Consider the following 15,541-nt stretch of genomic DNA (forward strand, 5'->3'; position numbering starts at 1 on the left):
GCAGCCTTTTTGCTTCTTTGTGGCACGCCGCAAGGGCACTTCCTACGGTCGCAAAAGAAGTGGGGGTGCGGGAGCTAGTCCCTGCAAATATAAAAAACTTAAAAAATGTTTTTACGGGCACGCTTCGCGAAAGTGCAAATGCTATAGCTTTATCATTTGGAATATGTATAAACTATTATAATACATACAGTAATGCACTAAAAAGCACATTACTATTATTTTATTTAATTAATCATTAAATGTCTTTATAGCTTCAGAATATTGTCTAAATCTCAATAATCTAAATTTATAATTGTATTTTTTTAATACTTCTTCAGCTCTTTTTATAAACTCATCTTGATTGTATAAAAGTAAATCTATATATCCGCATAGTATTCCAAAAGCACTGCCTAATAGTATACCTATTTCTTTGCCGCTTCCCTTCTCACCCATTACACTTTCAAGCTCATTTGCAATCTTATCTCTTTCATCAAAGAGTTTTTGATTTATATTTTCATCTTCAAAATCATTATCTTTATTATCTGAAAATGCATAAGCTAAATACACAGCCCTTGCCCCCATTTTTGAAATAGTAATAAAAGTATCTATATTAAAATTAGCATAATCATCAATAAGTTCCATATAGCATGTATTACCAATAAATATATCTTCTCTAAAGAAATTATCTGTAGGCTTACACTCATAAACTGTATATCTATTTATAGGATCTAGAATAATTTCCTTATTTTTATTTTTCAGAACGTTCATTATAAAATCATAAAGTTTTGTAAGCTCTATCATACCGTCAAGTTTTTTATCTGCTTTTTCAACATCTCCTAATAAATATAGTTTCGATATATTTTCACCTACAGCATGTTCAAGCATTATATAAAAAGCATTATATGCATAATCTTCTTCTAATTCATTTAATTGTTTATTATAGAATTTCAAATTAAAAAAATTAGTATATTCATCATATTCAGCTAATACTAAAATTTCTTTAAAGCTCAAATCTTTATTATACATTTTGAAATTAGAATCAGCTATATCTTGTTTTTGCATATAAGGAAAGAATTTCCATTTACTTTTTAACTTCTCAGGCATAGCATCTACTATTCTAGGTGTAAAATAAAATAAATATTCTTTGCCTTCTACAGTAAATGTAAACTCATAATTACCACCGAAAACAAACTGCAATTTGTTTGATATTAAAGCCATACCATTAGAAATAAATTCTATTATTTCATCTGACGACATATCAGATTTTTGCTCTATAAAATCAGAGATAACATTCTCATTTTCTTCAAACCATTTCCAAAACCTATTAACTCTCTCTTCAAAATTTATTCCATCGTCTCTATCTTCAGAACATAGCATATAAAAATTATATGAGTCTATATCATCATTATTTAAATCATAAGCCTTTTTAAAATACATCTCTGCATCTTCTTTGTCCCCCTTATAATAATAAGAATAACCAACTCTATGATTCCATAAAGTATCATCAATACTTTCTTCTCTTATATACATTAAATTATCCAATGCTTCATCATACTTTCCTATATTATTATAAGCTCTAGCAAGCAAACTAAAAAGTTCTGTATCTCTTTGCTCTTTTGGAATTGCAGTTATAATTTCAATAATTTTTTTATGTTCAGCATTTTTATGTAATTCATTAATTTCTTCAATTATGCTCATTATTATATCCTTTTGATTTGTATAAAATTAATAAACATTTATAATTAAATTTTGTAAATTATTATAGCTTTTTACAGAAAATAAAAATTGATGAACTTAAAAGTTTTCAAATATATAATAAGTTTTTTATTCAACTTTTTCCCGCGTACGAGCTGTACCACCTTGCCGCACGGTAACGCTATGCTTTAATTATAACTTCTTAGTCGTGCGGGGGAGTGCATTTTAATGTACAATTAAATTATGAAATTTATAATAAAAATGCAGTTCTTTTGCTTCTTTGGGGCATACCCACACCTAAAGGTACTCCTTTCAGTCGCAGGCACTTCCTTCGGTCGCCCTGAAGTACTCTCTTTGGTCGCAAAAGAAGTGGGGGGTTCGGGGGCTAGCCCCCGAGAGTAACCAAAACATAAAAAATATGTTTTGGTAAACTTTAAAATTTTTAGTATATATTGAGATAATAATTTCTATCAACTTTTTCCTGTAGCAAAAAGTTGCAAAAAGTACAAATGTTATAGCTTTATATATTTTTTAATATGTATTAGTATAAAACAATACCTATATATTTATACTAAAAAATTATATCCCAAATCTCTTCATTATAACATCTATATTTCTTAAATAATATGCATAGTCAAAACAATCATCAATCTCTTTAGAGCTTAAATATTTTGTTATATCTTCATCTTTATGAACATTCTCTCTAAAGTCTTCATTGTTTAACCATCTTTTCATTGCATTTCTCTGTACCCATCTGTATGCATTATCTCTGTCTATGCCTTTATTAACTAAGCTTATCAATATTCTTTGACTGAAAATTAAACCGCCTGTTTTTTCAATGTTAGCTTTCATAGCATCAGGATAAATTAAAAGCTTGTCTACTATATCAATAAATTTATTAATAGCATAATCAACTGCAATTGTAGAATCTGGAAGTATAACGCGTTCTACTGATGAATGACTAATATCTCTCTCGTGCCAAAGAGTAATGTCTTCCATAGAAGCCAATGCATTTCCTCTTACAATTCTAGCCAAACCTGATATTCTCTCACAAGTTATAGGGTTTCTTTTATGAGGCATAGCAGATGAGCCTTTTTGCTTTTCACTGAAATACTCTTCTGCTTCTCTAATATCTGTTCTTTGAAGGTTTCTAATTTCTGTAGCAAATTTCTCTAATGAACTAGCAACTATTGCCAAAGTAGTAAGATACTGTGCATGTCTATCTCTTTGTATTATTTGAGTAGAAACTCTGTCAGCATCTATTCCTAATTTTTTACAAACAATCTCTTCTATGCGAGGGTCAATATTACTGTATGTTCCAACTGCACCAGAAAGCTTACCAACAGAAACTTGTTTTTTTGCTTCCTCTACTCTTTTAATATTTCTTTCGTTCTCATCATACCATAAAATGAATTTAAGTCCTAATGTCATAGGCTCAGCATGTATACCGTGTGTACGTCCTATGCAAGGAGTGTATTTATGTTCTTTAGCTCTTCTTAATAATACTTCAGATAATCTTTTTAAATCGTCCAATATAATTTCAGCAGATCTTTTCATCATTACAGCTAATGCAGTGTCTTTTACATCGCTTGAAGTTAAGCCTTTATGTATATACTGTCCGCCTTCTCCTACATTTTCTTGAACAGCTGTTACAAATGATATAATATCATGATTAGTTTCTTTTTCTATTTCAGCAATTCTCTCAACTGTGAAAGTAGCTTTTTCTTTAATGTTTTTTACAGCTTCCTGAGGTATCTCTCCAATTTCTGCCATAGCCTCGCAAGCTGCAATCTCTACATCAAGCATAACTTGAAACTCATTTTGTAAGCTCCAAAGTTCTCCCATTTCTTTTCTAGTGTATCTTTTAATCATTTTTCTAATCCTAATATTTTGTTATTAAAGTATTATATAAATTTTTAATTATAATTTCAATATTTTTTATTTTATCACTAATTTCTATATGTAAAAATATCTATTATAATTGACTTTTTTGTAAAATAAATTATCCTATGCTAAATTAATTTTCAGGAGAGCTCTTATGAAAAATGAAAATATTAAATCAGTACCAATGTTAGTAATATTAAGTATTGTAACATGCGGAATATATTATTTGTATTGGTTATATAAAACAACAGATTCTATAAAAAACTTTATGGATAGTCAAGAAATCAATCCAACATTAGAATTAATATTATGTTTATTTATACCATTCTATCAATTATATTGGTTTTATAAATATTCTAGAATAATATATAAAGATATGACTTCAAAGGTAGGTATGGATAACACAGAAGATGCTTCAGTTTTACTTCTTATACTTTCATTTGTAGGTTTAGGTATAGTTTCAGCAGCTATTATACAAGATAAATTAAATAGTATATACTCAAAAACAGGTACAGAAAATATCACTTCTCAAGTTAATTGATATAAATTTAATAAAAGCGTTAAGTTTTCATATTCTAACTTTGACATTTGTTATTATATTTATATACTTATATAGTGTATATTTTAATATAAAAAGGAGAAGAATATGAAAGGTTATGCTATGTTAAAAATAGGTCAATCAGGCTGGATTGAAAAAGAAAGACCTGCTTGCGGACCTGCTGATGCTATCGTAAAACCTTTAGCTGTAGCTATATGTACTTCTGATGTTCACACATTATGGGAAGGTGCTATAGGTGAAAGACATAACATGATTTTAGGTCATGAAGCTTGCGGAGAAGTTGTAGAGGTTGGAAGCTTAGTAAAAGACTTTAAACCTGGAGATAAAGTATTAATTCCTGCTATTACTCCTGATTGGAATAGCGTAGAAGCTCAAGCTGGCTATTCTATGCATTCAGGCGGTATGCTTGCTGGTTGGAAATTCTCTAACTTTAAAGACGGTGTATTTGGAGAGTTCTTCCATGTTAATGATGCTGACGGTAACTTGGCTCTTCTACCTAGTAATATTGATCCTGTAGATGCTTGTATGCTTTCTGACATGGTGCCTACTGGTTTCCATGGTGCTGAACTTGCTGATGTACAATATGGGGACAGCGTACTTGTTATAGGTATTGGACCTGTTGGACTTATGGGAGTTGCTGGTGCTTCTTTAAGGGGTGCTTCAAGAATTATTGCTGTTGGTACTAGACCTAATTGTGTTGAAGCTGCTAAGAAATATGGTGCTGAAGAGTTTATCAGCTATAAAAATGGTCCTATAGATGAACAAGTTCTTAAAATGACTAATGGTAAAGGTGTTGATAAAGTTATCATTGCTGGTGGCGGTGTTGAAACTTTTGCTGAAGCTGTTCGCTCACTAAAAGCTGGCGGTAAAATTGGTAACGTTAACTATTTAGGTAAAGGTGATTATATACAAATTCCTAGAGTTGAATGGGGCGTTGGTATGGGTCATAAAGCTATACTTGGCGGACTTATGCCTGGCGGAAGACTTAGAATGGAAAAACTTGGTTCTTTAGTTTCTTCTGGAAAATTAAATGTCCATCATCTTGTTTCTCATGTATTTGAAGGTTGGGACAATCTTGAAAAAGCTTTATTTATGATGAGAGATAAACCTGCAGATTTAATCAAACCTGTAGTAAAAATTGAAAAATAAATAAGAGTTTAATAATTAAGGCTGGCATATATTTTTTAATATTTGTCAGCTTTTTTTGTAATTAGTATAATATTCTGGTATAATGTCTTATAATAATAATATAAAAGGGAAGTAAAATGAAAATACTCATAGTGTCCGGCTTTTTGGGTGCTGGAAAAACTACTCTCATTAAAGAGATGGCTAAAAAAACTAAAAGAGATTTTGTGATAATGGAAAATGAGTATGGAGATGTGGATATTGATTCTAATGTACTTAAAGATGAGGGTATGAATATATGGGAGCTTACTGAAGGGTGCGTATGCTGTACTATGAAAAAAGATTTTGCTTCTTCTATACTTACTATTGCTAATTCTTTAGACCCTGAATATTTAATAGTTGAACCTACTGGTGTTGCAAAGCTTAGTAATATTATAAAAAATATAAAACAAATTGAATATGACAGAATTACATTATTAAAGCCAATAACTATAATAGATGGAAATGCTTTTGATTCTTTTATTTCTTCTTATGATGATATTTATATTGACCAGCTTATAAACACTTCAAAGATTATTATATCAAAAATGGAGAGTAAGGATAAAGAAGACAATGAAGAGCTTGTAAAGAAGATTAAAGATATATTGAAAAAAAATGATAGGGATATTGATATAATTTCTGAGCATTATTCTAATAAAGATAAAGATTTTTGGGAAGCTATATTAAAAAACTTTTTAGATGAAAAGTATGCTCTAAAGGAATCTTTAAATAAAAATACTGAAGAATATATGCCTGATTCTATAAGCATGAAAGGCTGCAGTGTAGGAAGTGAGGGAGATTTTATAGTTCTTATTGAAGACATTATACATGGAAGGTTTGGATATGTTGCTCGCTCTAAGGGTTTTATAAAATGCGGAGAATCTGTTTTAAGGTATGATGTTGTTGGGGATAGGTACGCTATTACGGGGGCTAGTGAAGATGATGAACTTGAAATAGTGTTTATAGGAAAAGATTTAAATAGGGCTTTACTTAGAGAAGTATTTCAGCCTATTTATAGAGAGAACATAAAAAGAAAAGAAGACGATAATCATCATCATGAGGAGCATAATCATAGCGAAGATTGTCACCATCATAATGAAGACTGTTGTCATGACGGAGAATGTAATCACCATGATGAGGAAAATCATCATCATTAATAATCGAATGCATCCTCGTCTATTTCTATATAATAGCTATTAGCCTTTTCTTTTATATATAATAAAGATTTTGGTATCTCCATTAAAAATGATGAAGGAGCTTGTTCCATAGTGCCTGAGTTTATTCTTCTTCTTTTAGCATATGTGAGATATAGTTTTTGTTTGGCTCTTGTAATTGCTACATAAAAAAGTCTTCTCTCTTCTTCTACGCCGTTTTCTTCTTCGAGTGAAAAGTAATGAGGAAATACTCCATGCTCAAGCCCTGTAATAAACACCACTTCAAACTCTAATCCTTTAGCATTGTGAACAGTCATAAGTGTGATTGCATCCTCTTTATCTTCGTTGCTGTTGTCTTTATAGAGTGTTGTCTCTTCTAAAAATCCCCTTATGTTTAAACTGCTTTCTGGATTTTCGTAATTATAATTTAAATAGCTATAATATGCATTAAAAAGCTCTTTTATATTATCTTCTGCTGTTGCTATTCTTATATTGCCATCGCTTTTAAATATTGAAAAATAATCTATTTCCTTTAAGAACTCAAAGAATATGGCCTCTATATGTTTAGAGTCTTCATTTATTTTTTTTGAGTATTTCTCTAATATATTTTTATATTCTTTAATGTTGTTAATAGCTTTTTTTGAAATATTAGATTCTTCTATAATGTCTATTGCATCATAGAGTGTGAGATTTTTTTTATCTGCGAATGCTTCAAACTGAGCAAAAGTTTTTTCTCCTATTCCTCTTGTTGGTGTATTGATAGTTCTTCTTATACTAAAGTTATCATTAAAACCAGTAAGAAGCCTTAAAAAAGAAATGCTGTCTTTAATCTCTGCTCTCTCATAAAACCCAACTCCTCCTACTATTTTATAATTAATAGAATGGGCCATAAGTTCTTTTTCGTATGCTCTTGATTGGCTGTTGGTTCTAAACAAAATAACTATATCTTTTGCCTCAAAACCTTCATCAAACAATAACTCTATTTCATTAGCAACCGATTTTGCCTCTTCATAATCTGTATAGCATATCCAATTTTCTATTTTATAATCGCTTTTTTTGTTTGAGAAAACATTTTTTGTGTGCCTATGGCTATTATTTTTTATTACATTCAAAGCCACTTCAACTACATTCTTAGGGCATCTATAATTTTCTTCAAGGCGAATTATTTTAGTGTTCTCAAAATCATTTTCAAAGTTTAATATATTAGATACATTTGCCCCCCTAAAAGCATATATACTCTGATCATCATCTCCTACAACGGTTAATTGATTATCTGGGGTTTGTTTATTATTTTTTTGAGAGAGCATTTTTATTAATTTGTATTGCTGTAAATTAGTATCTTGAAACTCATCAACTAAAATATATTTAAATCTCTTTTGATAAAACTCAAGTATATTTTTTTCTTTTTCAAATAATTTTATGGTGTTGAGTATTAAATCGTCAAAGTCCATCACATTTTCTTTAACTTCATACTCTGTGTATTTATCATATACTTTTTTGTAATACTCCTCTTCAAAACCAATATCATATCTCATTTCATTTTTTTGGGCAGATATATATCTTGAAACATCTTTTGGCTTTATAGATTTTGGAGTGTTTTCTTCTTTCATTATTTTTTTTATAACGCTTAATCTATCACCCTCGTCCAAAATAAGAAAATCATCTCTATAATTTAAGCATTGAGCATTATCTTTTAATATTCTCAAACATGCAGAGTGAAATGTTCTTATAAATAGCCTAAATGGTTTTATTTCTGGAAGCATAGAACATACTCTTTCTTTCATTTCATTGGCTGCCTTATTTGTAAAAGTTACAGCCATTATATTTTCTGGTTTTATGTGTTTTTCTGTTATAAGATATGCTATCTTTTTTGTGATGACTAAAGTCTTACCGCTTCCAGCACCAGCCAAGAGAAGAAGAGGGCTGTCTATATGAAGCACACCTTCTCTTTGATTTTCGTTTAAACCATTAAGTAACTCATTTTGTTTATTATTATCCATAAATATAAAACTCTAATTTTTTGTAATATATTAAATTTTTATTTGTGGTGGCTTTGCCCCCACCCCCCCAACTTCTTTTGCCGATAGGCACCTACTCGGTATTGGTATAAAAGAAGCAAAAGAACTGCATTGTTTAGCTTGAAATGTTGGTATTATAATATAGTTTATACATATTACAAATGACAAAGCTATAGTACTTGCACTTTCGCGAAGCGTGCCCGAAGGGCAAAAACTTTGACGAAGTCCACACCGTGTAAGGCGGGAAAAAGTTGAATAAAATAAACTTATAAAATATAGTCGTTTAGCTATATAATAAAGCTCTAATCTTTTTTGTAATATCTCTGCATTATATCGTCAAATATTTTTGCCGCTTCAAATATAATATAATCGCAGCCGTCTACAGGGTCTCTGTATTCTTCTTTCAAAGGCGTACAATCTGTGTATGATGTTAATTCTTTAAATCTAGTAACAAACTCAGATTCTAACTCTTTTAAAAAAGTACTTTCATGTCCTCTCTCTATAATAAAAGCCTTAGAAAAAGCCATAATAGCCCCTGTTAATATTCCGCAAGTAAGTCCTAAGCCCATACCGCCTCCAAAACCAGCAGCAAGCTTTAAATCATTTTTATCTATGCCCAAATTATAAACTGTGTTAGCTCCATAAAGCATCTTTTCTGCACAATTTAAATCTTCTTCCTTTCCAAATCCATTATATAAATATTCGTATAAAGTCATAAATCACTTCTTATTAAAATTTTATTAAAGTAGAGCCCCAAGTAAGTCCAGCACCAAAAGCAGTAAGTAACACATAGTCTCCTTTCTTAATAGCATTCTTTTCAAAAGCCTCTGTAAATGCTATTCCAACACTAGCAGCAGATGTATTTCCGTATTTTTGTATATTCACATAAAACTTACTATCATCAAAACCTAACTTTTTAGCAACAGCATTCATTATTCTAGTATTAGCTTGATGTGTAATTATTAAATTTAAATCGCTTAATTCTAAATTGGCACTTTTTACAGTTTTTCTTATAGTTTCATCAAATGTAGTAACGGCTTTTTTGAAAACCTCTGTTCCTTCCATAGTTATGCTATTAAGTTTTTCATCAATATTTTTTTCTGTGATAGGTTCAGCACTTCCGCCTGCTTTAACTATCAATATCTCATCATTAGGCTCGCTTCCTATATCTGTAGCAACTATTACTCCGCTCTCATTTTCTTCTTTAGCTTCAATCAATGCCGCACTAACTCCGTCTCCAAAAAGTATAGCAGTAGACCTATCTTCCCAATTTACTATATCGCTGCATTTCTCTGCAGCCACAATTAAAACTTTTTTGCATTCTCCACTCTCTACAAGTGAAGCTGCAGTATTGAGCGCATATATATATCCAGAACAAGCAGCAGATATATCAAAGGCAAGGCATGAGTTTTTTATATTGAATTCTTTTTGTATGAGTCCAGCTGTAGAAGGAAATGTATATGACTTTGTTGAAGTAGCCACTATTACAGCATCAGCATCATCTATTTTTTCATTTTTTTCTATTAGTTTTTTTACAGCTTTTATAGCCATATTAGCAGTACTTTCATTTTTGTCTGCTATTCTTCTCTCTTCTATTCCTGTTCTAGTTACTATCCAATCATTATTTGTGTCTAGTGTTTTTTCTAAATCATAATTGGTTAATACATTCTCCGGCAAATATGAAGATAAATTTTTTATACAAGCTTTCATTAATAATTTAACCCTCTCATTCTTAATAAATTCAAAAATAGATTAAAAAATTATATATTAAAATAAAAATTAAAGATAGTTTTTTTAGCATAATATTTTGTTGACAATAGTGTTTATCATAGTATAATATTGTAAAATTATGCAGTAGTATAAGATAAAGAAAAAATTATGAATAATATATTAATTTTTATATAAAATGGTTTAATTAATTTCTTTGTCTATAGTAAATGAATTTTAATTGTTAAATATTATTTATAGTTGCAGGATTTTATTTTAAATAAATTATTAGGATAATTTTATGAAGGCAGTAATATTAGCAGGCGGATTGGGAACTAGATTAGGTGAAGAGACCACTATAAGACCTAAGCCTTTAGTAGAAATTGGCGGAAAACCTATTATATGGCATATAATGAAACATTATTCTTATTATGGAGTTAATGATTTTGTTATATTACTTGGTTATAAAGGATATATGATTAAAGAGTTTTTTGATAACTATAGACGTCATTTATACGATATGAAAATAGATTTTAAAAATAATAAATCTGAAGTTTTAAAATCTGATTTAAATATAGAAGAAGAAAAATGGACTATAGAACTTATTGATACTGGTGAGCACAGTATGACAGGCGGACGTTTAAAAAGAGCTTATGAATATTTAAAAGATGAAGAAATGTTTTGTTTAACTTATGGTGATGGCGTTTCTAATGTTGATATAGAAAAAGAGATAGATTTTCATAAAGGTCATAATAAGATAGCAACTATGACTGCAGTATTTCCTCCAGCAAGGTGGGGAGCTATAAGTATTAATAATAATAATATGATTACAGATTTTGTAGAAAAACCTAAAGGAGATAATATCTATATAAATGGTGGATTTTTTGTATTAAATAAAGAAATATTTAATTATCTTAAAGATGATTCTACAATATTTGAACAAGAACCGCTTAGAAATTTAGCTAAAGATAAAGAGCTTATGGCATTTAAACATGAAGATTTTTGGCAATGTATGGATACGCAAAGAGATAAGTCTTTACTTGAAGATATGTGGAATAAAGGAAATGCACCATGGAAAACTTGGAAGTAAAAAATATTTTTGATTTTTTTAAAAATAAAAAAGTATTAATAACAGGGCATACTGGTTTTAAAGGAGCTTGGTTTTCAAAACTTCTTTTAAGCCTTGATGCTAAGGTATATGGTATATCATTAGAAGCAGAAAAATTGTCATTATACAATTTAATTAATTTAGATGATGAAGTAAAATCATATATACAAGATATAAGATATTTAGATAAAATAAAAAATATAGTAAAAGAAATAAATCCTGATATTATATTTCATTTGGCAGCACAGCCTCTTGTTATAGATAGCTACAATAGACCTGTATATACATTTGAAACTAATGTGATTGGTACTATTAATTTAATGGAATCTATGAGAGAATTAAATAATTTAGAATGTGCCGTTATGATTACAACTGATAAAGTTTATGATAATAAAGAATGGGTATGGGGATATAGAGAAAATGATGCTTTAGGCGGACATGATCCATATTCAGCTTCTAAAGCATGTGCTGAAATAGCTATAAAAAGTTATAAAAAGTCATTTTTTAAAGATATTAATATAGCAAGTGTGAGAGCTGGAAATGTTATAGGCGGGGGAGATTTTGCTGATAATAGAATTATACCTGATATAGTAAGAGCTATAGAAAAAAATATTCCTGTAGAATTAAGAAATCCAAATAGTGTAAGACCATGGCAGCATGTATTAGATGTTCTTTATGGATATTTATTAGTTTGTTATAATTTAATAAATAAAAAAGATAATATATCAGAAAGCTATAATTTTGCTCCAATAGATGAGGGCAATAAGTTTACAGTTGAATATATTACTAAAGCTTTTATTGATAATATAGGTAAAGGAAGTTATATAATAAACTCTCCTGAAACATCTAAAAAAGAAATGAATATGTTAAGATTAGATTCATCTCTAGCAAGAAAAGAGCTAAATTGGAAAGAAAAATTTAATACTGAAGAGGCAATAAAACAAACTGCTATTTGGTATAGTGAATATTTGAACAAAAATAGTATTAATAATATTACAGATAAACAGATAAAAAATTATATTAATTGAATTATAATATAAAATATAGAATGTAGTTATTTGAATAGGTGTATTTTTTATGAAAAAAGTTATAGTTACAGGCATTAATGGCTTAATAGGGCAGTATATAGCAAAACCGTTACAAGAATTAGATTTTGAAGTATATGGTATCGGAAGAGGAGATATTACTACAGATAACTTTCATTATATTAAAACTGATATAAATAATCCTATAGAAATAGAAAATGTTTTTGATAAAATAAAAGCAGAATATCTAATACATTTAGCTTGGGATATAAAAGATTTGAATTCTCATGTGCATTTTGAATTATTTCTATCATCATTATTAATGCTTAAACATTTTATAAAAAATGGCGGTAAAAAAGTAATTTTTATTGGAACTTGCTCTGAGTATGATTTTTATGATAGGGCTATTAAAGAAACGGATAATGTAAATCCTAGAAATTTGTATTCTAAATATAAAAATTATTTAAGAGAAATATCTGAATTTTATTGTTTAAAAAATAATATAGATTTCTGTTGGGCTAGGGTTTTTTATGTTTATGGTAAAAATGAAAATCCTAAAAGAATATTTCCGTATATAATAAATAATTTAAAAGAAAATAAAAAGGTTGTAATTAATCATTCACAGTTAAAAAAGGATTATATGTTTGCAGGTGATGTAGCGAAGGCTATAGCTCTTATTACTAATTCTAATTTTAATGGAATTATAAATATTTGTTCTGGAAAACCTATATCTTTAAAAGAATTTGCATTAATAATTGCTAAAAAAATGAATAAAGAATATTTATTAGAATTGAAAGAATTAAATACTGAGGAGCCTAATATTTTATTGGGAGATAATTCAAAGCTTGTTCATGAAATAGGATTTAATGAGTATTCTAATATAGAAGATATTATTGATAAGTTAATTATGGAGTATTGAAAATGAAAAAAGTTAGTATATTAGTTCCAACTTACAACGAGGAAGATAATGTTGTTAATGTGGTTGATAGATTAGAAAAAATATTAGGCGGGTTAAAAAATTATAGTTATGAAATAGTTTTTATAGATAATTGTTCAAAAGATAATACAAGAAATATTTTAATGGATTTATGTCAAAAAAACAAAAATGTTAAAGCTATTTTTAATGCTAAAAATTTCGGATATAGCAGATCTATATTTTATGGTTTAACTCAAACTACAGGAGATTGTAGTATATTAATTAATTCAGATTTTCAAGAACCTCCAGAATTAATATGTAATTTTATTGAAGAATGGGAAAATGGTTATAAAATAGTTATAGGCAAAAAATTAAAAAGCAATGAAAATATACTAATGGCATTTATTAGGAAGTGCTATTATAAATTAATTAAATATATATCTGATGTAGAACAAATAGAAAATTTTTATGGTTTTGGTTTATATGATAAAGATTTTATAAATATATTAAGAAATTTAGATGATTCTGAACCATATTTAAGAGGTATCGTAGCAGAACTTGGATATAAAATAAAAGAAGTATACTATGTACATGAAAAAAGAAAATTTGGTAAAACACATTTTAATTTTTTACAAATGTATGATTTAGCCATGCTTGGTATTACTAGTTATTCTAAAATTGTATTAAGGATTGCTACTATATCTGGTTTTTTATTTTCAATTATAACATTTATTATTGGGCTTATAACTTTAATTACTAAATTAATTAATTGGAATAATTATCCAATAGGCGTAGCAGCGTTAATTGTTGGAGTATTTTTTATAGGTTCTGTGCAAATATTTTTTATAGGTCTTTTGGGAGAATATATTTTAAATATTAATTTAAGGGTAATGAATAGACCTTTGGTGATAGAAGAGAGAAGAATTAATTTTGATAAATAAAGTATTATCATTTATTTTAATATTTTATTTTAAATATTGTATTATGAAAATATTTTAAATTTCACAAACAGGGCTTTGTCTTACTCTAATTTTCATTGCAGAGCCTTTACCAAATATATTATCCATAAAATCTGTATATTCTTTTACTCTATCTAATGGTATTAAAGCTTGAATAGTGCCGGCAAAACCTCCTCCATGCACCCTCACAGCACCATCACTCTGTAGAAAATCTTTTGTCATAGCAATAGCCAAAGCAACTCCCATTTCTTTACTGCTTGTAATGGAATAACAGTTTTGAAGATACATAAAACTAGAAAGACCAGATTCATTCATAAGATTAATATATTTTTGTATATTGTTTTCCTTTAGAGCATTTATTTGCTCTATTACTCTTTCATTTTCTGTAATAAAATGGTAGGCTCTTAAAAATGCCCTGTCTCCTATTTCTTTTCTTATATTTGAAGCATTTTCTAATAATTGTTCCTTTGTAATATCGCGGCATACTTCTTTAGAGAAATATCTAGCTACTAAATTCATCTCTTCTCTTATAGCAGCATATTCATTGGTAAGTGAACTATGATTGCCCTTAGCATCTACTATCATAAGAGCATATCCAACCTTTTCAAAATCATATTCTACTTTATCTAATTTTGGATTATTGTTATCTTWAAAATCTATAGCCATAATACCGCCAATAGAACAACCCATCTGATCCATAAGTCCGCAAGGCTTTCCAAAATATTTGTTTTCAGCAAACTGTCCAATTTTAGCAATATCTACTTTTGATATTTTGTCTTCATTATAAATGGCATTTACTATCTCTCCTACCAAAGACTCAAAACTAGCAGAAGAGCTAAGTCCGCTTCCTATTAAAACTTTGTTTGAAAGAGAAGCTGTAAAACCGCCTAATTCGTATCCTAATTCTTTTATGCGAGCACATACCCCTCTAATTAAAGCACTAGATTTTCCATATTCATTTTTATTTATATTTAATTCATTTATGTTGATATAGTTTGGATTGTCAGAATAGTCTGTATAAATAACTATTTTTTCATCATTTCTCTTTGATACCACAGCCAATTTATCTAAATTAATAGAAGCTGCTAATACACATCCATTATTATGATCTGTATGGTTTCCAGATAATTCTGTTCTTCCTGAAGCACTAAATATATGAATATCTTGAGTATTATCTATATTTTTAAAATGATTTAATGCTGAAGTTAGTCTTATATAAGCCTCTTTAATGGTGTTATCATCAGCACCATATATATGAGAAAATTGCTCATCAAGCTTATTATTTTTTAATAGTTCTTCTAATTGTGATATTTTATACATAAAAATGAATCCTAATTAAAGTGTTATACTTATATAATAGTATTTTTTTTATC

General features: G+C 28.6%; 13 protein-coding genes. 7 read left to right on the top strand and 6 right to left on the bottom strand.

Annotated elements, in window-relative coordinates:
- Positions 1–228 precede the first annotated feature (228 nt).
- Together GQX97_RS06155 and purB are read right to left on the bottom strand one after the other, a co-directional pair.
- Positions 229–1,677: a hypothetical protein gene (locus GQX97_RS06155; protein WP_157151080.1), complete on the bottom strand. Its 1,449-nt coding sequence runs from the start codon at positions 1,675–1,677 to the stop codon at positions 229–231.
- A 576-nt stretch (positions 1,678–2,253) separates the two neighbouring features.
- Positions 2,254–3,546: an adenylosuccinate lyase gene (gene purB, locus GQX97_RS06160; RefSeq protein WP_157151081.1), complete on the bottom strand. Its 1,293-nt coding sequence runs from the start codon at positions 3,544–3,546 to the stop codon at positions 2,254–2,256.
- Between the two features lie 166 nt (positions 3,547–3,712).
- Here purB and GQX97_RS06165 point away from each other — a divergent pair, with 166 nt between their 5' ends.
- The 3 genes from GQX97_RS06165 (at position 3,713) to GQX97_RS06175 (ending at position 6,438) form a co-directional block, all read left to right on the top strand.
- The gene (locus tag GQX97_RS06165; RefSeq protein WP_157151082.1) at positions 3,713–4,099 is read left to right on the top strand and encodes a DUF4234 domain-containing protein; all 387 of its coding nucleotides are present in this window, start codon (positions 3,713–3,715) and stop codon (positions 4,097–4,099) included.
- A gap of 105 nt (positions 4,100–4,204) precedes the next feature.
- Complete coding sequence (locus tag GQX97_RS06170; protein ID WP_157151083.1) at positions 4,205–5,266, top strand: NAD(P)-dependent alcohol dehydrogenase; 1,062 nt, start codon at positions 4,205–4,207, stop codon at positions 5,264–5,266.
- A gap of 116 nt (positions 5,267–5,382) precedes the next feature.
- Positions 5,383–6,438, top strand: coding sequence for a GTP-binding protein (locus GQX97_RS06175; protein ID WP_157151084.1), 1,056 nt, complete (start codon positions 5,383–5,385; stop codon positions 6,436–6,438).
- Here GQX97_RS06175 and GQX97_RS06180 read toward each other — a convergent pair.
- From GQX97_RS06180 to GQX97_RS06190, 3 genes are all read right to left on the bottom strand, one after another.
- Positions 6,435–8,435: an ATP-dependent helicase gene (locus GQX97_RS06180; RefSeq protein WP_157151085.1), complete on the bottom strand. Its 2,001-nt coding sequence runs from the start codon at positions 8,433–8,435 to the stop codon at positions 6,435–6,437. The genes GQX97_RS06175 and GQX97_RS06180 overlap by 4 nt on opposite strands.
- Before the next feature lie 320 nt (positions 8,436–8,755).
- A complete protein-coding gene (locus tag GQX97_RS06185) occupies positions 8,756–9,169 on the bottom strand; it encodes a C-GCAxxG-C-C family protein (protein WP_157151086.1) in 414 nt (137 codons plus the stop codon).
- Positions 9,170–9,182: 13 nt separating this feature from the next.
- Positions 9,183–10,163, bottom strand: a complete 981-nt coding sequence (locus tag GQX97_RS06190) for a beta-ketoacyl-ACP synthase III (RefSeq protein WP_157151087.1) — start codon at positions 10,161–10,163, stop codon at positions 9,183–9,185.
- A 298-nt stretch (positions 10,164–10,461) separates the two neighbouring features.
- Between GQX97_RS06190 and rfbF the strand changes: the two genes are divergently transcribed.
- The 4 genes from rfbF to GQX97_RS06210 are packed head-to-tail and all read left to right on the top strand — an operon-like array spanning position 10,462 to position 14,150.
- On the top strand, positions 10,462–11,250 hold the full coding sequence (gene rfbF / locus GQX97_RS06195) for a glucose-1-phosphate cytidylyltransferase (protein WP_157151088.1): 789 nt from the start codon (positions 10,462–10,464) through the stop codon (positions 11,248–11,250).
- The gene (gene rfbG, locus GQX97_RS06200; protein ID WP_157151089.1) at positions 11,232–12,296 is read left to right on the top strand and encodes a CDP-glucose 4,6-dehydratase; all 1,065 of its coding nucleotides are present in this window, start codon (positions 11,232–11,234) and stop codon (positions 12,294–12,296) included. The genes rfbF and rfbG overlap by 19 nt, the downstream gene beginning before the upstream one ends.
- 49 nt (positions 12,297–12,345) lie before the next feature.
- Complete coding sequence (locus tag GQX97_RS06205; RefSeq protein ID WP_157151090.1) at positions 12,346–13,212, top strand: NAD(P)-dependent oxidoreductase; 867 nt, start codon at positions 12,346–12,348, stop codon at positions 13,210–13,212.
- Positions 13,213–13,214: 2 nt separating this feature from the next.
- Positions 13,215–14,150, top strand: coding sequence for a glycosyltransferase family 2 protein (locus GQX97_RS06210; protein WP_157151091.1), 936 nt, complete (start codon positions 13,215–13,217; stop codon positions 14,148–14,150).
- A gap of 54 nt (positions 14,151–14,204) precedes the next feature.
- Here the strand turns inward: GQX97_RS06210 and GQX97_RS06215 are convergent, their stop codons facing one another.
- Positions 14,205–15,488, bottom strand: coding sequence for a galactokinase family protein (locus GQX97_RS06215; RefSeq protein WP_157151092.1), 1,284 nt, complete (start codon positions 15,486–15,488; stop codon positions 14,205–14,207).
- Positions 15,489–15,541: the final 53 nt, after the last annotated feature.

This window comes from Brachyspira sp. SAP_772 (assembly GCF_009755885.1).
Taxonomy (GTDB): domain Bacteria; phylum Spirochaetota; class Brachyspiria; order Brachyspirales; family Brachyspiraceae; genus Brachyspira.